This is a genomic window from Yoonia sp., from assembly GCF_046292185.1.
Lineage (GTDB): Bacteria > Pseudomonadota > Alphaproteobacteria > Rhodobacterales > Rhodobacteraceae > Yoonia.
Genome location: NZ_JBKBQY010000026.1, coordinates 1 through 24,890, shown reverse-complemented (window position 1 = coordinate 24,890; position 24,890 = coordinate 1). Strand labels below are relative to the sequence as shown.

Sequence of the window (24,890 nt, the reverse complement as noted above, 5' to 3'; positions counted from 1 at the left end):
GGAAGAAAGGCCCGGGGGGGTGATCCCGGGCCTTTTGCATTATTCTTCATACCACCAGGCGTCGGGTTGCCAGCCCGGCCAGTCGCCGAAGATCGGCAATGTGTCGGGATAGCGCAATTCCTTGGCATGGGCGATGCGGCTGATGTTCCATTGATAGATCGGGATCACATAGCGCCCGGCCGTCAGAATCCGGTCAAGCGCCTGCACCGTGGCCACAAAATCCTCTTCGCTTTCCGAGGTCAATAACCGGTCGATCATCGCATTCACGGCGGGGGATCTGATGCCCATCACGTTGCGCCCGCCGGGCTGGTCGGCGGACTCAGAGCCGAAGTAATTATATTGTTCATTGCCGGGCGACAGCGACACGGCAACCCGGTAGAATGTCATGTCAAAATCATAGGCATCGGTGCGTTCTTTATATTGCGCGCCGTCCACCGTGGCGATCCGGGGGGTGATGCCGATCCGGCCAAGGGCCTGCGTATACATGTCGATGATCGCCTGATTTTCCGAACTGCCCTGCTCCAGCAGAATCTCGAAGCTGAAGGGATTGCCGGCCTCGTCGCGCAACACGCCGTCCTGCACTGTCCAGCCGGCCTGTTCCATCTGGTCCAGGGCGGCGCGGGTGCCGGCGCGGTTGCGTTCGGTGCCGTCGCCCATGGGCAGATTATAGCCTTCAATCGTGCCGGGGATCAGATCATCGGCAAAAGGTTCCAGAAATTCCAGCACACGCCCCGTCGCAGGGCCGTGGTCCATCGCCAGCGGGGAGTTGGACCAATAGGATGTGATCCGCGGCTGCGCGCCACCAGTCATCGCGTCATTGATGAAATCAAAGTTGAAGGCATGAATCAGCGCGTCGCGCACCCGCCAGTCTTCAAATTGCGCGCGCCTTGTGTTCATCACGAAACCGGTCATGCCGGACGGGCGTTCGTGGCCCAGCACCGACATCACGACATCGCCATTGCGCGCGGCGGGGAAATCATACTGGGTTTCCCAGCGCGCCACGTTGAATTCGCGGTTGGTGTTGACCTCCAATGTCTTGAACGCCTCGAATGCGGCGGTTTCATCGCCGAAAAATTCGATCCGCACCTCGTCTAAATTATGCTGGCCGCGCTGGAACGGCACATCGGTGCCCCAGTAATCGGGATTGCGCCGCAGGGATATCGAACGTCCGGCATCGAAACGGTCGATCACATAGGGCGAAGAGGTGATCGGCACGATATCAAGCGTGCTGTCGGCGAAATTCACACCCTCCCATTGTGCCTTTTTCAGGATCGGGCGCATGCCGGCAAGCAGGGCAAGTTCACGGTCCTCAATGTTGAAGGTGAACCGCACGGATCGTTCGTCGGTCTGTTCCATGCTTTCGACGCGCGTCCAAAATCCCAGATAGCGGGGGTGGCCAATGGTGCCCAGCGTTTCATAGGACCACATCACATCTTCGATGGTGACGGGGCTGCCGTCGGAAAACCGCGCCTCTGGTCGCAGGGTGAATTCGACCCATTCGCGGTTCGGTCCCGTTTCAATCGATTCGGCCAGAAGGCCGTACAAGGTGAAAGGTTCGTCCAAGGATCGCGCCATCAGACTTTCGCCGACGAAGTAGCGCAATTGCCACGATACCGATCCTTTGAGGATGAACGGATTGAGGCTGTCATAACCCCCGACCTCGGCCGTGACGATGCGCCCGCCCTTGGGCGCGTCGGCGTTGATATAGGGCAGGGACACAAAATCAGGTGGCAGGGCGGGGTCGCCATACATAGCTATGCCATGCTGGGGCTGCGCATGGGCAAGGCTGGCGGTCAGGATGACCGCGATGGCCGTGCGGCAGAAGGCCACAATTGTGCCGGATTGAAATGCCATTTTTGTGATGATCCCTGTCCTGATGTGATTTGCTTTCTGCCACCGTAAAGATGGTTTTGAGCCTTTTCAAACTTTTAGCTTGGATGCGCGCGACAGATTGCTTATAACAGGGGCACTGCTCGATAGGTTTCTTGCCTGTATGAAACCTGCCTCAATAACTTCACGCCCGCCTTGTGCGGGCGTTTTTTTTGGGCTTTGCGCCGGGCAGGTGACCTTTGCAGGTGCAGCATGTAAGGTGAGTCGGAAACCATATCCGAAGGACCCTCACATGCAGCTACAAGGTAAAACCGCCGTTATCACCGGATCGACCTCTGGCATCGGGCTGGGGATTGCGCGCGAACTGGCCAAGGCGGGTGCGAATATCGTGCTCAATTCCTTTACTGACAATGAAGAAGACCATGCGCTGGCCGCTGAAATCGCCGCTGCCACAGGGGTAGAGGCGAAATATGTGCAGGCCGATATGTCCAAGGGCGATGATTGCCGCCGTCTGATCAAGGACGCAGGAGCCTGCGATATTCTGATCAACAATGCGGGCATTCAGCATGTTGCGCCGATTCAGGATTTCGATCCCAAGAAATGGGATGCGATCATTGCGATCAATCTCAGCTCTGCGTTTCACACCACGGCGGCGGCTGTGACCGGCATGCGCGACCGCGGCTGGGGGCGAATCATCAATGTAGCCTCGGCGCATGGTCTGACCGCATCGCCCTATAAATCCGCCTATGTGGCCGCGAAACATGGGATTCTGGGCCTGACCAAGACGGTGGGGCTGGAAACCGCGCGCGATCCGATCACCTGCAACGCGATCTGCCCCGGCTATGTGCTGACACCGCTGGTCGAGGCACAGATTCCTGACACGATGAAGGAATACGATATGTCGCGCGAGGATGTGATCAACAAGGTCATGTTGGAACGCCAGCCCTCAAAGGAATTCGCCACGGTCGAGGAATTGGGCGGCACGGCGGTGTTTTTGTGCTCGGATGCCGCGGCACAGATCACGGGCACGTCGATTTCTGTCGATGGCGGCTGGACCGCGCAATGAAGCGGATCAATCTGGCGCTGCAAGGTGGCGGCGCGCATGGGGCCTTTACCTGGGGCGTGCTGGATGCGCTGCTGGCCGATGAAGAGATTGAGATTGCCGCAATCTCCGGCACCTCTGCGGGGGCGCTGAATGCGGCGGCGTTGAAATCGGGCTATGTCCGCGACGGGCGGGCCGGTGCGCGCGAAAATCTGGACTGGCTTTGGGGGCAGGTGGGGGCCGTCACCGATGATGCGATGTCGCATTGGGTGTCATCGCTGACCCCATCCGCCGCGCTGCTGGCCAAGGCGATGAAATATTCGCCCGCCTATGCGATGATGGATATGACCACGCGGATGCTGTCGCCCTATGTCTATGGGCCGATGCTGCGCAATCCGTTGGAAAAAATCGTCAATGAATTTCAATATGATGCCGTCTGCGCCAGCGACGGGCCCGATCTGCATATCTGTGCGACCAATGTGCGGTCCGGCAAGATCCGGGTGTTTACCGGCGATGAAATTTCCTGCGATGTCATCATGGCCTCGGCCTGTTTGCCGACGTTGTTTCAGGCGGTCGAATTCACCGATCCGCGCACCGGCAAGTCAGAGGCGTTCTGGGACGGCGGCTATGCCGGAAATCCCGCACTTTATCCGTTGTTCGCCAAAGGCTTGCCCGACGATATTCTGGTGGTGAATATCAATCCGCTGTACCGCGAGGAATTGCCGACCGATGTGCAGGCGATCCAGAACCGGATCAATGAGATCAGCTTCAATTCTTCCTTGCTGCGCGAATTGCGCGCCATCGCCTTTGTCAAACGGCTGATCGCGGATGGGGCGCTGTCATCGGTCACGATGAAAGACGTGCTCGTGCATATGATCTCGGACGATGTGCTGATGAACGAACTCAACGTCGCGACCAAGACGATCCCGCAGGCGGTGGTACTGGCGCGGCTGAAAGAGGCGGGGCAGGCGGCAGCAAAGGCGTTTTTGAAAAATCACAAGGCCGATCTGAACGTCAAAAGCACGATTGATCTTGCGGCGATGTTCAACTGAGCAGCTTGATCGCCAGTGCCCACATCACCACGCCGATGATGACATCCAGCCTGCGCCATGCGCGCGCAGATTGCATCACCGGGGCCAGCAAACGCGCGCCATAGCCAAGGCTGAAAAAGAACACATAGGACGCCAGCACGGCGCCAATGCCAAAGGCGGTTTTCAACCCCGCATCGGTATATTGCGTCGATACCGCGCCGACCAAACCCAGCGTATCAAGGTAAACATGCGGGTTCAACCAGGTAAAGGCGGCCCCCGTCGCCAGCGTCTGCCAAAGCCCGGCGGATTTACCGGCCAATTGCATCGCATAATCGCCTGTCATCGCAGCTTTGAACCGCAACGCGCCGTAGACAAACAGAAACGCCGCACCGCCCCATGCCATGACCTGCGGGAAAGCCGGGTAAATCGTCACGATATAGCCAAAGCCCAGCACACCCGCCGTGATCAGCAGGGCATCCGATGTCGCGCATAAAAGGCACAGCCAGAACACATGGCTTTTCGCCAGACCCTGCCGGAGGACAAAGGCGTTCTGCGCGCCGATCGCCAGAATAAGCGCAAATCCGGTGGCAAAACCGGTCATTCCTGCAGTCAGCACGATGTCATTCTACCACTTTTACCAATTCGGCCACGGGCTTGTTGCTTGGGTAAACCAGCCCTGCGGAAATCACCAGTTTGGCGGCGTCTTCCACGCTCATCTTCAGTTCCTTGATATCGCGGCGCGGCAGGAACAGCAAAAACCCTGATGTGGGGTTGGGCGTGGTCGGCAGGAACACGGTCACAAAGGTTTCACCATCGGACAACTGCGCCTCAATCTCGCCCTTGGCATCCGTCGAGACAAAGGCGATGGCCCAGATCCCCTTGCGCGGATATTCCACGAGACAGGCCTTGTCGAAAGACGTCTCGCGCTGGGAAAACACGGTTTCGGCAATCTGTTTGGCTGCGTTATAGACGGATCGCACGATAGGCATCCGGTCGACAAAGCGTTCTCCGATCGACAGAAACGACCGCCCGATCAGCCCCTTGCCCAGCCAACCGACAAAGATGGTGAAGATGAAAAAGATCACCACGCCGACGCCGCGCACATTGATCGTGATCTGGTTGAATTCACCGCGCCCCAGCAGGCGGTTGATCAGCGGTTCGGGATGATAATAATTCGGGACAAAGGGCCAGACCCAGCTATCGACCCAGCCCACAACCGTCCAGATCAGCCAGAAGGTCAGGCCGATGGGCGCGATGATGACCAGACCGGCCAGAAAATTGCCGCGCAGCCGCGCGATCATGCTGGGTCGGTTGCGACGTTTGATATCGTGTGGGATCGGGTCAGACATGATGTATCCGGCAAAGACAATGCGTTACACCTAAGGTTGGGCAGGCGGCGCGGCAAGCCAGTGCCGCCTGCCCAGACGTCTTTATTTCACCAGTTCCAGCGCGATTTTCGCCGCCAGCCGTGCATTGTTGCGTACCAAGGCGATATTGGCGGTCAGGGACCGGCCTTCGGTCAGGGTGAATATCCGGTCCAGCAGGAAAGGTGTCACCGCCTTGGCGCTGATTTTCTGTGCTTCCGCCTCGGCCAGTGCCTGCGCGATGATCGGGGCGAGCACCTCTGCCGCGATCTCATCGCTGGCGGGAATCGGATTGGTCACCAATTGCCCGCCCGACAGGCCCATCGCGACACGCATTTGATGGCTGGCGGCGATCTGTGCCGCGTCATCCATCCGCAAGGGCGCAGGCATATTGGATGCGGCGGACCAGAAGGCGGGGATTGTGTCTTGCCCATAGGCGATGACCGGCACGCCAAGCGTTTCCAGCACTTCAAAGGTTTTCGGCAGATCAAGGATCGCCTTCGCCCCGGCGCAGACCACGGTCACCGGCGTCAGTGCCAGTTCCTGCAGATCGGCAGAGATATCGAAACTGGTTTCCGCGCCCTGATGCACGCCGCCGATGCCACCGGTTGCAAAGACATGGATGCCCGCCAGCTGCGCCGCAATCATCGTGGCCGCCACTGTCGTCGCACCCGTGCCACCCGTGGCGATACAGGCCGCCAGATCAGCGCGCGACAGTTTCGCGACATTTTGCGCCTGACCCAAGGCATCCAGTTCCGCCGGTTCCAGCCCGATATGCAATTGCCCGTTCATCACGGCGATGGTCGCAGGCACGGCACCCTGATCGCGCAAATCCTGTTCCACCAGCCGCGCGGTTTCCACATTCTGCGGGAATGGCATGCCATGGGTGATGATCGTGCTTTCCAATGCGACGATGGCAAGGCCCTTGGCGCGGGCCTCGGCGACTTCGGCGGAATAGGTGATGGGAAGGCTCATGGTATTTCTCCTGAAACATAGGTGGCGGCGGCCTGACAGGCGCGCTGCAAAGCATCGGACCGGCCCATGCCCTGCGCCTCTGACGCGATATGGGCGGCCATGAATGTATCGCCTGCGCCGGTCACACGGGTGACCATGACGGCGGGCGGGATCTGGGTGATGATATCGCTGCCTGTCGCCTCCGAGGCGGATTTGCCGCCATCGGTGACCAGCGCGCGCCTTGCCCCGCGCGCGATCAGGCCAGCGGCAGCGGTTTCTGAACTGTCAAATTCGGTCTGACACAGCAACCCGGCTTCTTCGAGGTTCACGTATAATGTCGCCGATGGATGCCCCAGCAACGCCAGCAAGCGTTCCGCCTTGCCCGGTGACGCGGGTGCCACGCGCAGATCGGCATCGCGGAACAAGGGCGAGGTTGCGATTTCACGCAACAATTCCACCGTCAGATTGCCGTCCAGCGCCACAGGCCCGGACCATGGCCGGTCCACCGACCCCAAAGCACCTGATGCCAAGGGGCGCAGGATCTTGTCGCCCACAGCCTCCAGCGAATGGGCGTCGGCGATGGCGGCGATCAGACCATTGGCGCCTTCGATGGCCATATAGACATCCGTCGCCAAATCCTCGGACCGATAGACATGATCGCAGATCAGCCCCATGGCTGCGGCGGCAGCGATCAGTTCATCGCCCTCGGCATCGCGGCCAATGTTGGTCAACAGGGCAGGGGTCATGGCAAAGCGGCGCAGGGTCATGGCGATATTCATCGCGACACCACCGGGCAGGCGGGTGATGCGCCCCGGCACGTCAGACCCCACGCGCATATGGCTGGGCGCGCGACCGATCACGTCCCACAGGACCGAACCGATGCAAAGGATGTCAGGCGCATGTGTCATGATCCGCTTCTGCCGCGAAGCCCAGCCAAGAGCAAGAGAGCTTAATCCCCTTGCACCCATTGGGATTGGCCGTTAAGGGAACGGCACTTAATCCCGCAAGCGGGGGCGGGTGTCTTGGGGAGAAATCCCAAACATCCACCGGTTGGCCGATAGGCTGATCCCCCGCTGAGGCTGAAACCGGAAAGGAAACGACCATGGCTCTTCCAGAGTTTAACATGCGTCAGCTTTTGGAAGCTGGCGTTCACTTTGGCCACCAGACTGCGCGCTGGAACCCTAAGATGGGTCAATACATCTATGGGTCGCGCAACGGCATCCACATCATGGACCTGACACAGACCGTTCCATTGCTGGATCAGGCGCTGCAGGTCATCCGTGACACCGTCGCCAAGGGCGGCCGCGTCCTGTTCGTTGGCACCAAGCGTCAGGCACAGACACCGATCATGGAAGCTGCTGAAAAATCAGCACAATTCTACATGAACCACCGCTGGCTCGGTGGTACGCTGACCAACTGGCAGACCGTGTCGCAGTCGATCAACCGTTTGAAGGCGATTGATGAGGCATCCGCCAACGGCTTTGCCGGCCTGACCAAGAAAGAACGTCTTGGCATGGAACGCGAGCAGGGCAAATTGCAGGCTTCCTTGGGCGGGATCCGCGAAATGGGCGGCGTGCCGGACCTGATGTTCGTCATCGACGTGAACAAAGAAGCCCTCGCCATCGCGGAAGCCAACAAGCTGGGCATCCCCGTAGTGGCCGTGGTTGACACCAATTGCTCGCCTGCCGGCATTGATTATGTCATCCCCGGCAACGACGACGCAGCCCGCGCGATCGCACTTTACACCGATCTGGCCGCACGTGCCGCCCTTGACGGCATGACAGCACAGCTGGGCGCCGCTGGCGTCGATATGGGTGCAATGGAAAACTACGCTGAAGAAACGCTGGCACAAGAAGCAGCAAGCGCTGCCGAAGCCGCCAACGCCTGATAGCGTCACAAAACTTTGGGGCAGGGGCGTTATGCCCCGCCTGACCCATTCCGTTGAAGGAGAGATAACATGGCAATCACCGCTGCAATGGTGAAAGACCTGCGCGACAGCACAGGCGCGGGCATGATGGACGCCAAAAAGGCGCTGACCGAAACCGATGGCAATATGGAAGCCGCCGTTGACTGGCTGCGCACCAAAGGCCTTGCCAAAGCCGCCAAAAAGGCCGGGCGCACCGCCGCCGAAGGTCTGGTGGCCGTCGCTGTCGAAAATGGCAAGGGGATCGCTGTCGAAGTGAACTCTGAAACCGATTTCGTCGCCAAGAACAGCGATTTCCAGAAGATGGTGCAGAACATCGCCACTGTCGCGCTGAGTGTTGATGATGTCGATGCGCTGAAAGCGGCTGATCTGAACGGCAAATCCGTGGAACAGACCGTCACAGACACCGTCGCCGTGATCGGTGAAAACATGTCCGTGCGCCGCATGTCCACATTGTCGGGCGGGTCGGTCGTGACTTACGTCCACAATGCCGCTGCCCCGAACATGGGCAACATCGGTGTGCTGGTCGCGATGAACGGCGACAACGAAACATTCGGCCGTCAGGTCGCGATGCATATCGCCGCGGCCAACCCGTCTGCGCTGTCAGAGGCTGATCTTGACCCCGCAATGGTCGAGAAGGAAAAGCAGGTCCAGATCGATATCGCCCGCGAATCCGGCAAGCCCGATGCAGTGATCGAAAAGATGATCGTCGGTCGCATGCAGAAATATATGGCCGAAGTCACCTTGCTGAACCAGCAATTCGTGGTGAACCCTGACCTGACAGTTGCTGCAGCCGCAGCAGAGGCTGGCGTGGAAATCACCGGCTATGTGCGTCTGGAAGTCGGCGACGGCATCGAAGTCGAAAAAGAAGATTTCGCCGCTGAAGTCGCCAAACTGAACGGCTAAGGCCATAAAAAATCGGCACCGCCATCGAAATTGATTGGCGGTGCCTCACTGGATTAAAATGAGTCCAATTCTACGGAACATACCGAACGTCCCAACTCACTAACAAACGCGCCATCCAAACCTGACGCGCTGAATGCCCTGCATTAAGGGCAGGCCGATAACCTTGAAAATGCAAGGTCGTATAGGCGACCACGCAACATGCGCGGATTAACCATAAAGTAATCTATTTTTGTGAAAAATTGAAGTCAGGAAAACCTGACCTTTCGCGCATTTTCGCCCTTCAGGACGGTAAATCCAGCAGAAACATCTGGTTATAAAACGCCGCTTTCAGCACGGCTTGTGGGGTCGTGGTCACGTCCAGCGTTTCACGCGCCAGCCGCAGGTGTTTTTCCACGGTCGCCGGCGTCAGACCCAGCAAAAGTGCCGTATCCTGCACGGATTTGCCGTCACCCACCCATTGCAGCACCTCGCGCTGGCGGCGGGTCAGGCTCCGGTCACCGGCATGGGGCAGGGACAGCAGTTTCAGATGCATCACATTGTTCATCATGATGATCGCGTCGCCATCCACGGCCCAGCGTTCATCCACCTCATCCTGGCTCGTACCCCGCGCCGCGGTCAGCGCAATCGCGCCCTTGGCGCGGCGCGAAATCGACCGAAAGGAAATCGTGTAACCAGCCGTGACACCCATAGCGCGGTTGAATGCGACCACACGTTGTTCACCGGGGCTCAACGCATCGACCTGGCGTTTGTCCTGCAACCAGCCCCAGCTACTGGCACCGTCATTGGCCATGGCCCAGCGGATCATCGGCGCGTGCTGGTAAAGTCCCTGATCAAAGAAACCCTTCATGTAATCGGGGGTCTGGGTGGACAGCAAAATCCAATCCTGCCGGTCGCCCAGCGAATGCTCCGTCACATGGCGGCTATAGCCATACATGATCCGTTCAAATCCATATTGCGCCATCAGACGGACATGCGCATCCCACAATTCTTCGACCGTGGTCGCATTCGTCAGCTTATCCAGCTTGGATATGAATGTCTTCATTCAGCCGACCCAAGGTAACCTACAAGCGCCTCCATCGCGAGCGGATAGCCTGCCGCGCCGAAACCGCAGATCTGCCCAAGCGCCACCGGCGCGATCCAGGATTTATGGCGGAATGTTTCGCGGGCATGGATGTTGGACAGGTGCAATTCGATCACAGGCAACATGATCGCAGAGATCGCATCCATCAGCGCGATGGATGTATGGGTCAGCGCACCGGCATTCAGGATCACGCCGGAATGCACACCGCGCGCGGCGTGCAGCGCGTCGATCAGCACGCCTTCATGATTGCTTTGCCGGAAATCCATCGTGACGCCAAGCGCCTCAGCCTTGGCAACGCAGCTTGCTTCGATGTCTTGCAATGTAACGGGGCCGTATACCTCTGGCTGGCGGGTGCCAAGCAGGTTGAGGTTGGGGCCGTTCAAAATCAGGATACTATGTTTCATGTCGCTCTCTTACACCTTTAATTAATTGCACAAAGCGAATTTTGTTCCTATGCGACCTCAGGTATTCGCCAAATAGCTAAGTTAACATAATACTGATTATGCGCCTTAAGGACATCCTCGGTTGAACACCCCCACGCATCCTACGCCAGCAGCACCAGCGACCGTTCGTCCCAGACAACCCGTGTCTTGACGCCCACATCCAGCACCGGCCGCCCGATCAGGTTTTTCATCGCGATGTTCAACGGCTGATCCACGCCGGCGATCCGCACATCGTAATAGGTCATGTCGCCGTAATAGACGACCTCATCCACCACGCCGTCAATCAGCTTGCGGTCCGTCGTTTCGCCGTCAAACAGAATGGCGAGCGTCTCTGGCCGCACCCCTGCCACCGCCGCCCCCTTGTGCAATGCCATCGGGGCTTGTTCGGCATTCACGCTGACGGCCCCAAGTCCGGCGACGTCTACCGTGATCATATCGCTGATCTCTTGCACATCGGCGGCGAGAAAATTCATCTTGCCGATGAATTCCGCCACACGGCGCGAATTGGGACGCCGGTACAGCGTTTCAGGGTCGGCCAGTTGCCCGATCTCACCCTCGAACATCACGGCGATGCGGTCGGACATGACCAAAGCCTCTTCCTGATCATGGGTGACCAGAATAAAGGTGATCCCGACATGGCGCTGCAAGCGGATCAATTCGACCTGCATCTGTTCGCGCATCTTCTTGTCCAACGCTGACAAAGGTTCATCCAGCAGCAAAACCTTGGGTTTCAGGATCAGCGCGCGCGCCAGCGCCACGCGCTGCCGCTGCCCCCCAGACAAGGCATGGGACGCGCGTTTGCCATAGCCGGACAGGCCGACCATGCTCAACGCCTCTTCGACCATCTGGGCCTTGACCTCTTTGCCCAGATCAGACCGTTTTCGCAGGCCAAAGGCCACGTTTTCCGCCACCGACAGATGCGGGAAAATCGCATAGGACTGGAACACCATATTGGTCGGGCGTAGGTTGGCGGACACCCCGGCCATGTTTTTGCCACCGATCATCACGACACCGCCCGAGACATCCTCCAGCCCTGCGATCACCCGTAACAACGTGGTCTTGCCGCAGCCCGACGGACCCAGAAGTGAGAAAAACTCACCCGTATTGATGGTCAGATCAATCCCGCGCAAGGCGTGATAATCGCCGTAATATTTATTGACGCCCGTGAGCGTGATCAAAGCTGTCAAAGAAAGCCCCCTTTGTCTTTTACACCTGCGCGGGCCATGCCGCGGCGGCGCAAAAGCTCTGCAATAGTCAACAGGATGATCGACAGCGCGACCAATATCGTCCCCAGCGCCATGACGATGGGCAAGGATGCGGGAAACCGCATCAGCCCCCAGATATAGACCGGCATCGTCGGGCTGGTGCCGGACAGGAAGAATGCGATGATGAATTCATCCAGCGAAATGGTGAAAGCGATCAACATGCTCGAAATGATCCCCGGCATGACCAACGGCAATGTCACCAGCCGGAACGCGGAAAACCGGCTTTCGCCCAGGTCCATCGCCGCTTCTTCCATGCTGGGATCAAGGTTCTGGAAAGCCCCGTTCAGGATCGCGATACAGAACGGCGTGCAGATCAGAACATGGGCCGCGATGATCGTCCAATGTGACAGGCCCATGTCGAAAATCTGTACCACGACGACCAGCAGCGATACGGCGACGATGATTTCCGGCAACACAAGCGGCAGCATGATGAACCCCATGATGCCCGCCTTGACCGGAAAGCGGTACATCGCCCCTGCCCGTGCCGCGCAGATCCCCAGCAGCGTCGACAGGATCGCCGTCATCACCGCGATGAACAGCGAATTGCGCACCGCCGTGTGCAGCGATGTATTGGTCATCAACGCGCTGAACCATTCCGTCGTGAACCCCGACAAAGGAAAGGCGATGATCCTCGCGTCATTGAAGGCAAACACCGGCAGCAGCACGATCGGCGCATAAAGAAAGATCAGATAGGCGACGGCATAGATACGCAGGCTCATGTCCGGCCCCGCAGCCAGCGGCGGTTCAGCAGCACGAAAAACAGGCTGATCGCTGTCACCGATAACATCGCCACCACGGCCAGCGCGGCCCCCAGCGGCGCATTGTTCAGCGCCAGAAACTGCGTCTGGATCATATTCGCGATCAGCTTGCCCCCGGCCCCGCCCATCAGTTCCGGCGTCACATAATCGCCGATGGTCGGGATGAACACGATCAGCACCGCCGCCACCACGCCCGGCATCGCCAGTGGCAAGGTCACGCGGAAAAACGTCATCACCTTGTTTTCACCCAGATCCTGCGACGCCTCTAACAAGGACCGGTCGATCTTTTCCATGGCCACGAAGATCGGCAGGATCGCGAATGGCGCATAGGCATGGGCCAGCGTGATGATCACCGCATTGACGTTATACAGGATAAAGGTCAGCGGTTCGTCAATCAGCCCGATGTTCAGCAGGCCAGTGTTGATCACCCCGTTATAGCCAAGGATCACTTTCCACAGAAAAACCCGGATCAGATAGGACGTCCAGAACGGGATCGTGATCAGAAACAGCCACAGCGCCTTGCGGTCAGGCCGCACATGGAAAGACACGAAATAGGCAACCGGAAAGGCCAGGAGCACCGTCACCAGCGTCACAGTGCCGGACACGAACAAGGACCGCTGCAACAGTGCGCCATAGATCGGCTGATCGATGATCGTGCGGTAATTGTTCAGGGTGAATGTCGTGTCGACATCCATGAAATTCTGGGTCCAGAAGCTGAACAGGATGATCGCCCCCAGGGGGAAGGCCATCAGCAAAAGCGCATAGAAAAACGGCGGGCTGATCAACAGCAATCCGCGCCCGCCTTCGGTTTTCGTCAGTCTCTTGAACATGGGGTGATCTTGATCGCCACAGGGAAAAGATCAATATCAAAACGGTGGCGCGCTGCAGAAACCTGTCAGATTATTGGGCACTTGCCCGATTTCGCGCCAGCCCGGAAACGCGAAAAGGCCCGCAGATGCGGGCCTTTCCAAACAATTGCCAAACTTAACGCTTGGAGAACTGGAAGCTCTTACGCGCTTTCGCCTTGCCGTATTTTTTCCGTTCCACAACGCGGCTGTCGCGGGTCAGGAAACCGGCGGCTTTCAGCGCGGGGCGCAGGGATGGATCGTAAAGCTGCAACGCTTTGGACACACCATGCTTGACCGCACCGGCCTGACCGGACAGACCACCACCCTTGACGGTGGCCACAACGTCGAACTGACCTGTGACACCAGCGATGGAAAACGGCTGGGCAAGGATCATCTGCAGCACAGGGCGTGCAAAATAGACCTTCATTTCCTTGCCGTTCACGACGACCTTGCCGGAACCGGGGCGAATCCAAACGCGGGCGACCGCATCTTTACGCTTGCCGGTGGCATAGGACCGGCCGAATTCGTCACGGACGGGTTCACGGGGGGCGGCGACGGGTGCTGTTGCCGCAGCTTCAGATTCAACACCTTCAGCGACCTGCCCCAGCTCTTCGAGCGAATTGACTTGATCGGCCATTATGCGGTCCTCGTGTTCTTTTTGTTCATGGATGCAACATCCAGAACTTCGGGCTTCTGGGCTTCCATGCCATGTTCCGCACCTGCGAAAATCCGCAGATGGGTCATTTGCAGGCGCGACAGCTTGCCACCGGGCAGCATGCGCTGAACGGCTTTTTCGACGACGCGCTCTGGGTGCTTGCCTTCGAGGATTTCTGCCTTGGTCTTGGATTTGATCCCGCCGGGGTGGCCCGTGTGCCAGTAATAACGTTCATCACGCTTGTTACCGGTCATCTGGATTTTCTCGGCATTGATCACGATCACATTGTCGCCCATATCCATGTGCGGTGTGAAGGATGGCTTGTGCTTGCCGCGCAAGCGCATGGCGATGATCGAGGCAAGACGGCCCAGAACAACGCCTTCAGCGTCGATCAGGATCCATTTTTTCTCGATATCCGCCGGGGTAGCGGTAAAGGTTTTCATATCTCACCAAAGGTTTGGGGTGGCATTGCGCCACGGTCATTCGGATAGGTGGCTTATAAGCCCCGCGAAATCCGCGTCAAGCGGCGTTTATTCAAATTAAACAAGCAAAAACAATAGATTACAAATTAGGTATTATAATACCCCATTCATTCACACCGAAATCTGCTGTGGCGGATGGGCCAGCAGGTCGCGCAGCACATACAAAGCGTCCACAAACGTCTGATGCGGCACCAGACCGTTCACCGCAATCCGGACTGCATGCACGCTGCGCCCGTCGCGCAGGGCAAAATCATCAGCGGATTTGATCAGCACGCCCGCCGCATCGGCCGCCTTGAGAAATTCGCCGCTACGCCAGCCCAGTGGCAGCTCCAGCCACACGAACGGCACATCCTCGGACCAGTTGAGCTTGTACATGCCCAGCACATTGACCGCCGCACGGATATCCTGGGCAATCCGGTCTCTGACCGCATCCAGCACATCGTCAATGCCGGGCTGCGACAAGACATGGGCATATAGATCCGTCATCAACCGCGTCACCCCGAAGGAACTGAACGTCGCCGTGCGTACCAGTGCCGATGTCCACCCCTGCGGCGCCAAGGCAAAACCGATCCGCAACGCCGCAGAAATGGATTTTGACGGTGAAATGACGTGCCAGCCCAGTTCAGGCAGCAAGGCGCGATAGCTTTGCCCCTTGGGCGCGGTACGCATCAACCGGTAACAATCGTCATCCAGCACATGCACGCCATAGCGCTGTGCGATCTGCGCGATTTCCTGGCGGCGGGCGGGCGTTGTGTGGCGCACGGTCGGGTTGCAGACCTCTGACGAGGTGCAGAAAACCTGGATGCCATGTGCCTTGATCACCGCCTCAAAGGCCGCCGGGTCAGGCCCATCCGCATCCCACGGCACGCCGACGACATCGGCGCGGCACATGGCGGCGGCATAGCGGAACCCTCCATAACTCAGCGCATCAACCGCCACCACAGGCCGCGCGCCATGCAGGATGGTTTGCAAAATCATGACGACGGCGCTTTGCCCGCCATGGGCGGTGACGATATCATCAACCGAAAAGGCGCCAATGCGTGCGACGCTCAGATAGGCGGCAATGGCCTCGCGGGCGGCAAGATCGGTCTGCCTGTCGGGATAGCGCAGCAATTGTTCAGTCGGCATGGTGTCGGCCAGATGATGCATCGCATCGCGGATCATCTGCCCCTGCCCCATATCCGGCATCTTGGGGCTGAGCAGATGGGCAACCCCGGCGGCGTGCGACATCCGGTCATCGGCCACCAAGGTCGCAGGGCCCGTGGGGCGCGGGCTGCGTTGCGCCGCGGCGACAAAGGTGCCGCGCCCGACGACCGCAACAAGCCGACCCTCATCCGTCAGCATCTGATAGGCCCGCGCCACGGTCCCCGGCGTCACCCCGATCTGATAGGCAAGATCACGCACGGGGGGCAATTGCGCATCCGGCACCAATTGTCCCGATACAATACCTTCACGGATCGCCTGTGCGAGCGCTTTGAACTTTGCTTTACCCGCCGCGCCAAGGTGCGATTTGAAAATTGTATCCGATACAATCAATTTATAGACCTCCCGTCAGAGTGTATTGTATCAAGTTATTGTAGCATAAAGCTGCATTGTGTCAATACAATTTGAGGGAGTTGTCCCATGTCATACGCGCTCCGCCCTGCGCAAATCGCCATTTTGAACAATCGGTCTCAGCTGCCCGTCGTGGCCGGCCTGGCCGTACGTTTCGCGGTGATCGTGACCACATGGGATCTGCGTCGGCGCACCCGACGGCATTTGCACGACCTGCCACCGCATCTGTTCAATGATATTGGCTTGGATTGTCACACGGCGATTGCCGAAGCATCCAAGCCTTTCTGGCGGGCCTGACAGCCCCGCCTCTTCCTGACTGGGCCGGGGCTTCCCGGCCCTTTTTTCAGGCTGGCGGGATTGCATAGGTCATTGACGCACGCGCCACAGGCCCTGCCTGCCCGGCGCTGTGGATCAGCGCGTCACTGACGGCAAGCGACTTACCCAGCTTCAGCAAACGCGCATCGCAGACCAAGGGCTGACCGGCCGCAGGTTTGCGCATGAAATCAAGGTTGCAACTTGTGGTCACCGCCAGCGCCTTTGGCCCGATATGGGCAAGGATCAGCAGATATATCGTCACATCGGCCAGTGCGAACATCGCAGGCCCCGAAATGGTGCCGCCCGGGCGCAGGTGCTGATCCCCCACCTGCATCTGCACGGCGATCCGGCCCGGTGCCAGCATATCCACAAAGAAATCGCCCTGCACCTGCGGAAAGGTGCTGGCGATGAAATCATGCAGCGCCGGGATGTCCATCTGCAACTGCATCAGGGGCCGGTGGAATAGGACGTGCGGTCGCCTTTTGGCCGTGCCTCGTCCGGCATCTCGCCGGTGACAAGGTAAATCACCTGTTCGGCCATATTCGTGGTCAGATCGCCCATCCGTTCGATATTCTTGGCCACGAAATGCAGATGCATGCAGGCAGTGATATTGCGCGGGTCTTCCATCATGAAGGTCAGGAATTCGCGAAACAGCGCGTTATACATCTGATCGACCTCATGGTCGCGCTGGCGCACGTCTTCGGCCAGACCCGCATCGCCGCGCACATAGGCGTCAAGCGTGTCTTTCAACATCCCTTCCACCTCGCGCGCCATCCGGCGCAGCGCGTTGTCCGACCCGCTGACCGGGCGCATTTCCGCCAGAACAGAGGTGCGCTTGGCGATATTCTTGGCGTAATCGCCGATCCGTTCGAGCGATGCCGCCAGCCGCAGCACGGTCAGGATCGCGCGCAGATCCTTGGACACCGGCGCGCGCAGCGCAATCGTGCGCGCCGCCTCTTCGTTGATCTGTTCTTCCAGATCGTCAATCGCCTTGTCGGCCTGACGCACCTTTTCGGCCAGTTCGATATCGCGTTCGCCCAGCGATTGCGCGGCCTTGATGATGGCATCTTCCACCAGACCGCCCATCTTGACGATCAGGTTTGTGATGCCTTCCAGATCGCGGTCATAGGCGGATGAAATATGGTCGGTCATCGCAGTCTCCTGTCTGGTCCGGCCCGACGGCTAGCACAGCTTTTTTGTGGTCTTCGTGTCAAAGACCTAGTCAATTTATGACAAAGATTCCACCGGCAAAAGGACCGACACGAGCGTCCCTTTCCCCAACTCGCTTTCGATCAGCAACCGGCCCCGGTGCCGGTTGACGATATGTTTTACGATAGCAAGGCCCAGCCCGGTGCCCCCCACTTCGCGCGAACGGTGGCTGTCGACACGGTAAAACCGTTCCGTCAGCCGCGCGATATGATGCGGTGCGATCCCATCGCCCTGATCCGCGACGCTGATCTGCACCCCCTGCCCGCGCAGCCGCAGATGATGCGCCGGCGCATGCAGCGTGACGACCAGTTCCTTGCCCGCCGCACCATATTTGATGCCGTTTTCGATCAAATTGCCGAACACCTGCCGCAATTGTCCGGCATCTCCCGGCACCGACAGATGTTCGACCTGGGTTTCCAACCGGACGGTGACATCGGCGGCGGCGGCCTGCGGTTCCAGCCCCTTGATCGCCGCAGCCAGCAGGCCGGTGAGTTCGACCTGCTCGCGCGGGCGGACGCGTTCATCCTCTTCCACCCGGCTCAGCGACAAAAGATCATTCACCAGCCGTGTCATCCTGTTCGCCTCATGTGCCATGATGCCCAGAAACCGCGCCCGCGCCGCCGGATCATCGCGCGCCGCCCCAGTCAGGGTTTCGATAAACCCCAGCAAGGCGGTCAGCGGCGTGCGCAATTCATGGCTGACATTGGCGACAAAATCGCGGCGCATCTTGCCGACATCTTCTGCCGCGCTCTGGTCTTCGAAACTCAGCACCACGTCAGCATCGGACAAGGCGATGACGACCTGATAAAACGTGTCCTTTTCATGATCGCGCGTCACAAAGCGGACCTTGGCACTGATGCCTGTGCTGCGCACCGCAGCGATGGCATCGATGATGCCCGGCTGGCGCAGGGCGGTGATGTGATGCTTGCCGATCAGCCCGGTGCCCAACAGCCTTTCCAGCGGCGGGTTCGTCGCGCGAATCCGGTCATCCGGGCCGATCACCAGCACCGGCAACGGGATTGCGGCAATCAAGGATAAAATGCGTTCGGTAGACACAATAAGGCTTTCAGATCAGGACAATCGATTTAGTGATGCTTTCCCGCCATGCAGGCAAGGTTGAAATGTCGCCGTGTCACTATCCGCTGAAAATGTCATGTTTCTGTGATATAAAAACGTTTCGATTGATAGTATGCGAGTGCCAATGTGCCCAAAGATAGAATAGAATCAGATACTGGTCCTGCCCTTGGCATCCGCAACGGCAGGATACTGGTCGTGGGTGATATTGCACGATGGAAAGCTCGGGGCCGCTTGCAAGACACGATGGCGCATTGCCACTTTCTTGATCTGCCAGAGCTTGATGCCTGCACGATCCGGCGGTGCAACCCCGGGCTTGTCCTGTCACCGCTGATGGCGGACGGGTTCGACGCCATCGATGTGGCTGAACGCTTGCAGGCGGCCGGTTTCGCCGGGCGCTACCGCGTGCTGGCAGATGCGCTGCCCGACCCTGATCTGATCCGCCGTGAAATCCGAGCCCTGGCCCCCGCGCTGGATTTCGATCTTCTGGTCCTGCCCGGTCTGCCGTCCTAAAGCGCGCGCAGGTTCTGTCGGAACCGTTCCGCGTTCTTCTGGTAATGCAGGGCCGAGGCCTGCAGCCGCGCAATCGCCGCCGCGTCCAGATCGCGCACCACCTTGCCCGGCGCGCCCATCACCAGCGACCCGTCGGGGATCACCTTGCCTTCGGTCACCAGCGCCCCTGCCCCGATCAGGCAGTTTTCCCCGATCACAGCGCCATTCAGCACAATCGCCCCCATGCCGATCAGGCTGTTCGCGCCAATCGTGCAGCCATGCAGCATCACCTTATGGCCAATCGTGCAGCCCGCGCCGATCACCAGGGGAAAGCCCATGTCGGTATGCAGCACGCAGTTTTCCTGAATATTGCTGCCTGCGCCGATATGGATCGTCTCATTATCGCCGCGCAATGTGCTGCCGAACCAGATAGAGGCGCGCGGCTCAACCACCACCCGTCCGATCAAGTAACAACCGGGGGCGACCCAGGCGTCATCTGCAATCTCAGGTTCCAGATCACCAAGGGCATAAAGGCTCATATCAACTCTCCGAACTGGGTCTGCAGGGCGCGGACATGGTCCACCAATTGCGGTTGCTGGCTGCGGCGCAGCCGTTCGGCGCTGATGATGGTTTTCAGCGCGGCTTCGGTCGCGTCGATATTGTCATTGATCAGCACATAATCATAGCCGTCCCAATGGCTGATTTCATCCCAACTTTTCTGCATCCGTTTTTCGATCACCTCGGGCGCGTCCTGCCCGCGGCTGACCAGACGGCGGTGCAATTCGGGGATCGACGGCGGCAGGATGAAGATCGACAGCACATGCGGGCTAAGCGAGGAATTGCTGATCTGTTGCGCGCCCTGCCAGTCGATATCGAACAGCACATCGCGCCCGGCCTCGATCGCGGCCTGCACAGGGGCTTTGGGTGATCCATAGTAGTTGCCGAACACCAAGGCATGTTCGAGCATTTCCCCATCCGCGACCTGTTTTTGAAAGTCTTCGGTGCTGACGAAGTAATATTCGCGCCCGTCCTCTTCACCTTCGCGCGCAGGCCGCGTGGTGGACGAGACCGAGAAACGCAAACTGTCGTCCCAGACCCGCAGCCGCCCCGCCAGCGTCGATTTGCCCGCGCCGGACGGCGAGGACAGGATGATCAAAAGGCCGCGTCGTTGCATGGTTCACTCCACATTCTGGATTTGTTCGCGCATCTGTTCGATGACAGCCTTGAGGTCAAGACCGACCGCCGTGAGCGCAGCGGATTGCGCCTTGGCACACAGCGTATTGGCCTCGCGGTTGAATTCCTGCGCAAGGAAATCAAGCTTGCGGCCCACGGGCTGGTCCTGCGCCAGCAGATCGCGCGCCGCTGCCACATGGGCGCGCAGGCGGTCGATTTCCTCGGTCACGTCGGTCTTGACGGCAATCAGGGCAAGTTCCTGCGCAAGGCGCGCCGGATCGGCATCCGCCACGTTATCCATCACACGGGCCAGTGCCGCTTGCAGCGTGTCGCGTTGCGCTGTCGCGCGCCCTGCGGCGGCTTTGTCCGCAAGATCGGTCAAGGTGGCGATCCGGGTCAACTGGTCGCTGATCAACGCCAGCAATGCTGCGCCTTCAGCGTCACGCATTGCCGTAAAGTCATCCAGCAATCCGTTGAATTTGCGTAAAAGTTCATCGGTCAATGCCGTATTGTCATCATCCGATGCACTGGCCACCAGCACGCCCCGTTGCGCCAGCACATCGGCCGCCGTGGGCTGGCCCAGCGTCACCCCCATGGCAAAGGCGCGTTCCTGCACCTGATCCAGCGCCTGCAACACTGCCGTCAAGGCACCCTCGTCCAGCCGCAATCCGCCGCCCGCATCATCCCGCGTCAGGCGCAGATTCACCGTGACATGGCCCCGCGTCACCGCCCCCTGCACTACGCTGCGGATCGGCTGTTCCAGTGCGCTGAACCCATCGGGCAGGCGCAGCCGCAGATCAAGGCCGCGGCCATTGACGCTGCGCATCTCCCACAGCCAGCCGACAGGGCCCGCATCGCCGGTGCGGCTGGCAAAAGCGGTCATGGATCGGATCATCGCGGGCCTCTTTCGCTGTGCTGTGGCTGTTCTGGGCGCAGCTAATGGAAAACGCCCCCGTTGGGCAACCCCGCGGCGCAGGGGATAGGGTGGACGTCAGTCCACGCTACCGCCATTAACCGGTTAACCCGTTAACACTTTGTTAAGTGATCTTGACGAAAAATGACGTTAGATCTTGCGGGGTAAATGTTTTGCCGTTCCGCAGTGAATGGTGTTTTTTAGTTCCGAGGGTTCTATGTCGACCACCTATGATCATCCCGATATCCCGCAGGGTCCGCGGCCCGGTGCCAATTGCGCTATTCTGCGCAGCTTAGAGAGTTATTGGCAATCTTTGCGCCACGCGCGCCACCTGCCCGTCCGCAGCGCGATTGCCCCCGACCGGATCGATGCCGCCCTGCCCTATGCGTTCATACTGCAACGGGTCGCGCCCGGTGTCGCGCGGATGCGGGTCGCGGGACAGCGTATTCATGATCTGTTGCGGATGGATGCGCGCGGCATGCCGGTGTCGATCCTGTTCGCGCCTGCCAGCCGCGACCGGCTGTGCGATCTAGTCGAAACCGCCTTTACCCGGCCCGCCATTGTTGCCGCGAGCCTTGTATCACCGGCACAGACGTTTCGGCCTGCCCTGCAAGGCACGGTCCTGATGCTGCCGATGCGCGACGATTACGGTCAGATCAGCCGCGTGCTGGGCGCGCTGGTCACGCCTGACGCACAGGGCCATGTGCCGCGCCGGTTTGATCTGGCCCATGACCGCGCGCTGCGGATCGACCCGCTGTCCATCGCGCTGGCCAGCAGCGCGCCTGCCCCCGCGCAAAAGCCGGACGCGCTGCGCCCGGCTTTGCGATTGGTCGTCAACAATGGCTGATCAGCTTGCCTTGGCCTGACTGATCTTGCTGCGGCGCGCCGACAATTCCTCGGCCACCAGAAACGCCAGTTCCAGCGATTGCGATGCGTTCAGGCGCGGATCGCAAGCGGTGTGGTACCGGTCCGACAGATCCTCTTCCGTCACCGCCCGCACGCCGCCGGTGCATTCGGTCACGTCCGCGCCGGTCATTTCGAAATGGACACCGCCGGGGATCGTGCCTTCGGCGTTGTGGACGCCAAAGAATTCCTTGACCTCGCGCAGCACGCTTTCGAACGGCCGGGTCTTGTAGCCGGTCGAGGATTTGATCGTATTGCCGTGCATCGCGTCACAGGTCCAGACGACATTGGCACCCTCTTCCTCGACCGCGCGGATCAGGCGCGGCAGATGATCGCCCACAGCCCCTGCCCCGAAACGGGCGATCAGGGTCAGACGCCCCGGCTCGTTTTCGGGGTTCAGCGATGCCATCAACGCCTTGAGGTGGCCCGATGTCATCGACGGGCCGCATTTCAAACCGATCGGGTTCATCACACCCTTGCAGAATTCGACATGCGCGCCGTCCGGCTGACGCGTGCGGTCCCCGATCCAGATCATATGGCCGGACCCGGCCAGCATCTTGCCCGATGTGGAATCAAGCCGGCACAGCGCCTCTTCATATTCCAGCAACAAGGCTTCGTGGCTGGTATAGAAATCCACCGTCTGCAATTCATGGTTGGTGTCAGATGTCAGCCCGGCGGCCTGCATGAAATCCAGCGTATCGGTGATCCGGCTGGCCATGTCGGAATATTTCTTGACCTCATTGCCATCGGTAAAGCCCAGCGTCCATTTATGGACCTCGTGCACGTTGGCAAAACCGCCCGTGGAAAAGGCGCGCAGCAGGTTCAGCGTCGCCGCCGCCTGCAGATAGGCCTGCAACATGCGGTCAGGGTCGGGATTGCGCGCCTCTGGCGTGAAATCGAACCCGTTGATGATATCGCCGCGATAGCTGGGCAGTTCCACACCGTCCAGCACCTCGGTCGGGGCGGAACGCGGTTTCGCCATCTGGCCCGCCATCCGGCCGATTTTCACCACCGGTACTTTCGCGCCATAGGTCAGCACCATCGCCATCTGCAACAGCACCTTGAACGTGTCACGGATGCCATTGGCAGAAAATTCCGCGAAACTTTCGGCACAATCGCCGCCCTGCAACATGAACGCCTCGCCCCGGCTGACAGCGGCCAGCTGCTTGGTCAGCTTGCGTGCCTCGCCTGCAAAGACCAGGGGTGGATAACTGGCAAGACGCGCCTCAACCGCCGACAACGCGGCGGCGTCGGTATATTCGGGCATCTGGACCCGTGGCTTTTTGCGCCAGTCCGATTTTTGCCAGTCAGTCATGGTCTTGCTCCAGTCAACAAAGTTAGCGGTATCGCGGCGCGGTATAACCTGCCAGCCTCTCAGGGCCAATGCCAAACTGCATCGCGTATATTTGCCCCTTGTCGGCAGGGGCGAAAACTGGTGATGTCCCGCGACGAACCAGCCAAGGTGAAACGCCATGAGCCAAGCGCCCCAGATCATCGATGTCGGCCCCGTGACCAAGCCGCGCCGTTTTGTTTTCGTGCTGATGAATCAGTTCACCATGCTGTGCTTTGCCTGCGCGGTCGAAAGCCTGCGCATCGCCAACCGCACGGCAGGCAAACAGATTTATGACTGGGTCATCATTGGCGATGGCGGCGATATCGCCACCTGTTCCAACGGCTGTGCGTTCAAATTGCAAAGCGATCTGATCGAGCTGGACCGCGACGACACAATCATGCTGTGCGGCGGTCTGGATGTGCAGAAAGCCACCACCAAACGCGTCCTGAACTGGTTGCGCCGCGAGGCACGGCGCGGTGTGCAGGTCGCTGGCCTGTGTACTGCGGGCTATACGATGGCCAAGGCCGGCCTGCTGGACGGCAAACGCGCCACCATCCATTGGGAGAATCAGGACAGTTTCGCCGAAGAATTCGAAGACGTGATCCTGACCAGATCGGTCTTTGTGGTAGACGGCAACCGGATCACCACCGCAGGTGGCACCGCCTCTATCGATCTGATGCTGAAACTGATCGCCGACCAGTTCAGCGAAGAGCTCGCCAATGCGGTGGCCGATATCCTGATTTATTCCTCGATCCGCACCGATCAGGACACGCAGCGGCTGTCGATCCCGACGCGGATCGGCGTGCGCCACCCCAAATTGTCCCGCGTGATCCAGTTGATGGAAGGCAATATCGAAGAACCGATCAGCCCCGCCGTGCTGGCGCGTGAGGTGGGCATGTCCACCCGGCAGTTAGAGCGGTTGTTCCGGCGTTATCTGGCACGTTCGCCCAAACGCTATTACATGGAATTGCGGCTGCAAAAGGCGCGCAACCTGCTGATGCAGACTGATATGACGGTGATCAACGTGGCGCTGGCCTGTGGTTTCGCCTCGCCGTCGCATTTTTCCAAATGCTACCGGTCGCATTACGATACCACGCCCTATCGCGAACGCGGCAGCCATGCGGCAAGGCAACCCGCCTCGCATTGACCCCGCGCATCGGCCTGACGGACAATTCACCGAAACAGGGGCAATCTAAAGGCCGATTTACCTTGGGTTCCGGCTTTCCTTTTGGAAACAGCCTGCTAATCTCCGCCGCAGGGTAAAAATATCCAATGAGGGAGACGACAATGAAAAAACTGATGATGGCGACAACCGCCATGACGCTGATCGCTGGCGGCGCA

28 protein-coding genes are annotated in these 24,890 nt (G+C 59.3%); 8 read left to right on the top strand and 20 right to left on the bottom strand.

Annotated features, from left to right (window positions below):
• Positions 1-39: 39 nt before the first annotated feature.
• Entirely contained in the window at positions 40-1,854 is a 1,815-nt protein-coding gene (locus ACK4TM_RS06915; RefSeq protein WP_409698763.1) for an extracellular solute-binding protein, read from the bottom strand.
• A gap of 268 nt (positions 1,855-2,122) precedes the next feature.
• On the opposite strand from ACK4TM_RS06915, the gene ACK4TM_RS06910 reads away from it, so the two are divergent.
• Together ACK4TM_RS06910 and ACK4TM_RS06905 are read left to right on the top strand one after the other, a co-directional pair.
• A complete protein-coding gene (locus ACK4TM_RS06910) occupies positions 2,123-2,896 on the top strand; it encodes a 3-hydroxybutyrate dehydrogenase (protein ID WP_409698760.1) in 774 nt (257 codons plus the stop codon).
• Entirely contained in the window at positions 2,893-3,924 is a 1,032-nt protein-coding gene (locus ACK4TM_RS06905; RefSeq protein WP_409698757.1) for a patatin-like phospholipase family protein, read from the top strand. The genes ACK4TM_RS06910 and ACK4TM_RS06905 overlap by 4 nt, the downstream gene beginning before the upstream one ends.
• On the opposite strand, the gene ACK4TM_RS06900 is transcribed toward ACK4TM_RS06905, so the two are convergent.
• The 4 genes from ACK4TM_RS06900 to ACK4TM_RS06885 all read right to left on the bottom strand — a co-directional run bounded on the left by ACK4TM_RS06900 (position 3,917) and on the right by ACK4TM_RS06885 (position 7,129).
• On the bottom strand, positions 3,917-4,504 hold the full coding sequence (locus tag ACK4TM_RS06900; RefSeq protein WP_409698754.1) for a LysE/ArgO family amino acid transporter: 588 nt from the start codon (positions 4,502-4,504) through the stop codon (positions 3,917-3,919). The genes ACK4TM_RS06905 and ACK4TM_RS06900 overlap by 8 nt on opposite strands.
• Positions 4,505-4,523: 19 nt before the next feature.
• Positions 4,524-5,252 (bottom strand): DUF502 domain-containing protein, encoded by a 729-nt coding sequence (locus ACK4TM_RS06895; protein WP_409698751.1) that lies wholly within the window; start codon positions 5,250-5,252, stop codon positions 4,524-4,526.
• 81 nt (positions 5,253-5,333) lie between these two features.
• A complete protein-coding gene (locus ACK4TM_RS06890) occupies positions 5,334-6,242 on the bottom strand; it encodes a pseudouridine-5'-phosphate glycosidase (protein ID WP_409698748.1) in 909 nt (302 codons plus the stop codon).
• On the bottom strand, positions 6,239-7,129 hold the full coding sequence (locus ACK4TM_RS06885; protein ID WP_409698745.1) for a PfkB family carbohydrate kinase: 891 nt from the start codon (positions 7,127-7,129) through the stop codon (positions 6,239-6,241). The genes ACK4TM_RS06890 and ACK4TM_RS06885 overlap by 4 nt, the downstream gene beginning before the upstream one ends.
• A 194-nt stretch (positions 7,130-7,323) precedes the next feature.
• Between ACK4TM_RS06885 and rpsB the strand changes: the two genes are divergently transcribed.
• Both rpsB and tsf read left to right on the top strand, forming a co-directional pair.
• Entirely contained in the window at positions 7,324-8,109 is a 786-nt protein-coding gene (rpsB, locus tag ACK4TM_RS06880) for a 30S ribosomal protein S2 (RefSeq protein ID WP_409698742.1), read from the top strand.
• A gap of 69 nt (positions 8,110-8,178) precedes the next feature.
• Positions 8,179-9,051, top strand: coding sequence for a translation elongation factor Ts (gene tsf / locus ACK4TM_RS06875; RefSeq protein WP_409698739.1), 873 nt, complete (start codon positions 8,179-8,181; stop codon positions 9,049-9,051).
• A 280-nt stretch (positions 9,052-9,331) separates the two neighbouring features.
• Here tsf and ACK4TM_RS06870 read toward each other — a convergent pair whose 3' ends face one another.
• The 8 genes from ACK4TM_RS06870 to ACK4TM_RS06835 all read right to left on the bottom strand — a co-directional run bounded on the left by ACK4TM_RS06870 (position 9,332) and on the right by ACK4TM_RS06835 (position 16,119).
• Complete coding sequence (locus ACK4TM_RS06870) at positions 9,332-10,093, bottom strand: LuxR family transcriptional regulator (RefSeq protein ID WP_409698736.1); 762 nt, start codon at positions 10,091-10,093, stop codon at positions 9,332-9,334.
• On the bottom strand, positions 10,090-10,536 hold the full coding sequence (gene aroQ / locus ACK4TM_RS06865; RefSeq protein WP_409698733.1) for a type II 3-dehydroquinate dehydratase: 447 nt from the start codon (positions 10,534-10,536) through the stop codon (positions 10,090-10,092). The genes ACK4TM_RS06870 and aroQ overlap by 4 nt, the downstream gene beginning before the upstream one ends.
• 140 nt (positions 10,537-10,676) lie before the next feature.
• Positions 10,677-11,762 carry an ABC transporter ATP-binding protein gene (locus ACK4TM_RS06860; RefSeq protein ID WP_409698730.1) on the bottom strand — a complete coding sequence of 362 codons (1,086 nt, stop codon included), beginning with the start codon at positions 11,760-11,762 and terminating at the stop codon, positions 10,677-10,679.
• Entirely contained in the window at positions 11,759-12,559 is an 801-nt protein-coding gene (locus ACK4TM_RS06855) for an ABC transporter permease (protein ID WP_409698727.1), read from the bottom strand. Before ACK4TM_RS06855 ends, ACK4TM_RS06860 begins: the two co-directional genes overlap by 4 nt.
• Positions 12,556-13,428 (bottom strand): ABC transporter permease, encoded by an 873-nt coding sequence (locus ACK4TM_RS06850; RefSeq protein WP_409698724.1) that lies wholly within the window; start codon positions 13,426-13,428, stop codon positions 12,556-12,558. Before ACK4TM_RS06850 ends, ACK4TM_RS06855 begins: the two co-directional genes overlap by 4 nt.
• 154 nt (positions 13,429-13,582) lie before the next feature.
• The gene (gene rpsI / locus ACK4TM_RS06845) at positions 13,583-14,083 is read right to left on the bottom strand and encodes a 30S ribosomal protein S9 (RefSeq protein WP_409698721.1); all 501 of its coding nucleotides are present in this window, start codon (positions 14,081-14,083) and stop codon (positions 13,583-13,585) included.
• Positions 14,083-14,544 (bottom strand): 50S ribosomal protein L13, encoded by a 462-nt coding sequence (gene rplM / locus ACK4TM_RS06840; RefSeq protein ID WP_322892466.1) that lies wholly within the window; start codon positions 14,542-14,544, stop codon positions 14,083-14,085. The genes rpsI and rplM overlap by 1 nt, the downstream gene beginning before the upstream one ends.
• A gap of 150 nt (positions 14,545-14,694) precedes the next feature.
• Positions 14,695-16,119: a PLP-dependent aminotransferase family protein gene (locus ACK4TM_RS06835; RefSeq protein ID WP_409698718.1), complete on the bottom strand. Its 1,425-nt coding sequence runs from the start codon at positions 16,117-16,119 to the stop codon at positions 14,695-14,697.
• Positions 16,120-16,206: 87 nt separating this feature from the next.
• Between ACK4TM_RS06835 and ACK4TM_RS06830 the strand changes: the two genes are divergently transcribed.
• A complete protein-coding gene (locus ACK4TM_RS06830) occupies positions 16,207-16,434 on the top strand; it encodes a DUF1127 domain-containing protein (protein ID WP_409698715.1) in 228 nt (75 codons plus the stop codon).
• Positions 16,435-16,480: 46 nt separating this feature from the next.
• Here ACK4TM_RS06830 and ACK4TM_RS06825 read toward each other — a convergent pair whose 3' ends face one another.
• The 3 genes from ACK4TM_RS06825 to ACK4TM_RS06815 all read right to left on the bottom strand — a co-directional run bounded on the left by ACK4TM_RS06825 (position 16,481) and on the right by ACK4TM_RS06815 (position 18,693).
• Positions 16,481-16,900 carry a PaaI family thioesterase gene (locus ACK4TM_RS06825; protein ID WP_409698712.1) on the bottom strand — a complete coding sequence of 140 codons (420 nt, stop codon included), beginning with the start codon at positions 16,898-16,900 and terminating at the stop codon, positions 16,481-16,483.
• Entirely contained in the window at positions 16,900-17,604 is a 705-nt protein-coding gene (gene phoU / locus ACK4TM_RS06820) for a phosphate signaling complex protein PhoU (RefSeq protein WP_409698709.1), read from the bottom strand. The genes ACK4TM_RS06825 and phoU overlap by 1 nt, the downstream gene beginning before the upstream one ends.
• Positions 17,605-17,679: 75 nt before the next feature.
• On the bottom strand, positions 17,680-18,693 hold the full coding sequence (locus tag ACK4TM_RS06815) for an ATP-binding protein (RefSeq protein WP_409698706.1): 1,014 nt from the start codon (positions 18,691-18,693) through the stop codon (positions 17,680-17,682).
• Positions 18,694-18,969: 276 nt separating this feature from the next.
• Between ACK4TM_RS06815 and ACK4TM_RS06810 the strand changes: the two genes are divergently transcribed.
• The gene (locus ACK4TM_RS06810; protein ID WP_409698703.1) at positions 18,970-19,248 is read left to right on the top strand and encodes a hypothetical protein; all 279 of its coding nucleotides are present in this window, start codon (positions 18,970-18,972) and stop codon (positions 19,246-19,248) included.
• Here ACK4TM_RS06810 and ACK4TM_RS06805 read toward each other — a convergent pair.
• The 3 genes from ACK4TM_RS06805 to ACK4TM_RS06795 are packed head-to-tail and all read right to left on the bottom strand — an operon-like array spanning position 19,245 to position 21,295.
• Positions 19,245-19,766: a gamma carbonic anhydrase family protein gene (locus ACK4TM_RS06805; protein ID WP_409698700.1), complete on the bottom strand. Its 522-nt coding sequence runs from the start codon at positions 19,764-19,766 to the stop codon at positions 19,245-19,247. The genes ACK4TM_RS06810 and ACK4TM_RS06805 overlap by 4 nt on opposite strands.
• Positions 19,763-20,401, bottom strand: a complete 639-nt coding sequence (gene gmk / locus ACK4TM_RS06800) for a guanylate kinase (RefSeq protein ID WP_409698697.1) — start codon at positions 20,399-20,401, stop codon at positions 19,763-19,765. The genes ACK4TM_RS06805 and gmk overlap by 4 nt, the downstream gene beginning before the upstream one ends.
• A 3-nt stretch (positions 20,402-20,404) precedes the next feature.
• Entirely contained in the window at positions 20,405-21,295 is an 891-nt protein-coding gene (locus tag ACK4TM_RS06795; RefSeq protein ID WP_409698694.1) for a YicC/YloC family endoribonuclease, read from the bottom strand.
• A 235-nt stretch (positions 21,296-21,530) separates the two neighbouring features.
• Between ACK4TM_RS06795 and ACK4TM_RS06790 the strand changes: the two genes are divergently transcribed.
• Positions 21,531-22,160, top strand: coding sequence for a PAS domain-containing protein (locus ACK4TM_RS06790; protein WP_409698691.1), 630 nt, complete (start codon positions 21,531-21,533; stop codon positions 22,158-22,160).
• Here the strand turns inward: ACK4TM_RS06790 and ACK4TM_RS06785 are convergent, their stop codons facing one another.
• A complete protein-coding gene (locus tag ACK4TM_RS06785; protein ID WP_409698688.1) occupies positions 22,161-23,531 on the bottom strand; it encodes a class II 3-deoxy-7-phosphoheptulonate synthase in 1,371 nt (456 codons plus the stop codon). It lies immediately after the preceding gene.
• A 157-nt stretch (positions 23,532-23,688) separates the two neighbouring features.
• Here ACK4TM_RS06785 and ACK4TM_RS06780 point away from each other — a divergent pair, with 157 nt between their 5' ends.
• Positions 23,689-24,696 (top strand): GlxA family transcriptional regulator, encoded by a 1,008-nt coding sequence (locus ACK4TM_RS06780; RefSeq protein ID WP_409698685.1) that lies wholly within the window; start codon positions 23,689-23,691, stop codon positions 24,694-24,696.
• Positions 24,697-24,890 lie beyond the last annotated feature (194 nt).

Excerpts from the sequence above, each read along its gene's own strand:
- rpsB (WP_409698742.1), top strand. The coding sequence starts at position 7,324 with ATGGCTCTTCCAGAGTTTAACATGCGTCAGCTTTTGGAAGCTGGCGTT.
- ACK4TM_RS06825 (WP_409698712.1), bottom strand. The coding sequence starts at position 16,900 with ATGCAGTTGCAGATGGACATCCCGGCGCTGCATGATTTCATCGCCAGC.
- ACK4TM_RS06915 (WP_409698763.1), bottom strand. The coding sequence starts at position 1,854 with ATGGCATTTCAATCCGGCACAATTGTGGCCTTCTGCCGCACGGCCATC.
- ACK4TM_RS06910 (WP_409698760.1), top strand. The coding sequence starts at position 2,123 with ATGCAGCTACAAGGTAAAACCGCCGTTATCACCGGATCGACCTCTGGC.
- ACK4TM_RS06890 (WP_409698748.1), bottom strand. The coding sequence starts at position 6,242 with ATGAGCCTTCCCATCACCTATTCCGCCGAAGTCGCCGAGGCCCGCGCC.
- ACK4TM_RS06805 (WP_409698700.1), bottom strand. The coding sequence starts at position 19,766 with ATGAGCCTTTATGCCCTTGGTGATCTGGAACCTGAGATTGCAGATGAC.
- ACK4TM_RS06885 (WP_409698745.1), bottom strand. The coding sequence starts at position 7,129 with ATGACACATGCGCCTGACATCCTTTGCATCGGTTCGGTCCTGTGGGAC.
- ACK4TM_RS06900 (WP_409698754.1), bottom strand. The coding sequence starts at position 4,504 with ATGACCGGTTTTGCCACCGGATTTGCGCTTATTCTGGCGATCGGCGCG.
- ACK4TM_RS06905 (WP_409698757.1), top strand. The coding sequence starts at position 2,893 with ATGAAGCGGATCAATCTGGCGCTGCAAGGTGGCGGCGCGCATGGGGCC.
- phoU (WP_409698709.1), bottom strand. The coding sequence starts at position 17,604 with ATGACCGACCATATTTCATCCGCCTATGACCGCGATCTGGAAGGCATC.
- tsf (WP_409698739.1), top strand. The coding sequence starts at position 8,179 with ATGGCAATCACCGCTGCAATGGTGAAAGACCTGCGCGACAGCACAGGC.
- ACK4TM_RS06830 (WP_409698715.1), top strand. The coding sequence starts at position 16,207 with ATGTCATACGCGCTCCGCCCTGCGCAAATCGCCATTTTGAACAATCGG.
- rplM (WP_322892466.1), bottom strand. The coding sequence starts at position 14,544 with ATGAAAACCTTTACCGCTACCCCGGCGGATATCGAGAAAAAATGGATC.
- ACK4TM_RS06780 (WP_409698685.1), top strand. The coding sequence starts at position 23,689 with ATGAGCCAAGCGCCCCAGATCATCGATGTCGGCCCCGTGACCAAGCCG.
- ACK4TM_RS06870 (WP_409698736.1), bottom strand. The coding sequence starts at position 10,093 with ATGAAGACATTCATATCCAAGCTGGATAAGCTGACGAATGCGACCACG.
- ACK4TM_RS06850 (WP_409698724.1), bottom strand. The coding sequence starts at position 13,428 with ATGTTCAAGAGACTGACGAAAACCGAAGGCGGGCGCGGATTGCTGTTG.
- ACK4TM_RS06895 (WP_409698751.1), bottom strand. The coding sequence starts at position 5,252 with ATGTCTGACCCGATCCCACACGATATCAAACGTCGCAACCGACCCAGC.
- ACK4TM_RS06785 (WP_409698688.1), bottom strand. The coding sequence starts at position 23,531 with ATGACTGACTGGCAAAAATCGGACTGGCGCAAAAAGCCACGGGTCCAG.
- aroQ (WP_409698733.1), bottom strand. The coding sequence starts at position 10,536 with ATGAAACATAGTATCCTGATTTTGAACGGCCCCAACCTCAACCTGCTT.
- ACK4TM_RS06855 (WP_409698727.1), bottom strand. The coding sequence starts at position 12,559 with ATGAGCCTGCGTATCTATGCCGTCGCCTATCTGATCTTTCTTTATGCG.
- ACK4TM_RS06790 (WP_409698691.1), top strand. The coding sequence starts at position 21,531 with ATGTCGACCACCTATGATCATCCCGATATCCCGCAGGGTCCGCGGCCC.
- ACK4TM_RS06795 (WP_409698694.1), bottom strand. The coding sequence starts at position 21,295 with ATGATCCGATCCATGACCGCTTTTGCCAGCCGCACCGGCGATGCGGGC.
- rpsI (WP_409698721.1), bottom strand. The coding sequence starts at position 14,083 with ATGGCCGATCAAGTCAATTCGCTCGAAGAGCTGGGGCAGGTCGCTGAA.
- gmk (WP_409698697.1), bottom strand. The coding sequence starts at position 20,401 with ATGCAACGACGCGGCCTTTTGATCATCCTGTCCTCGCCGTCCGGCGCG.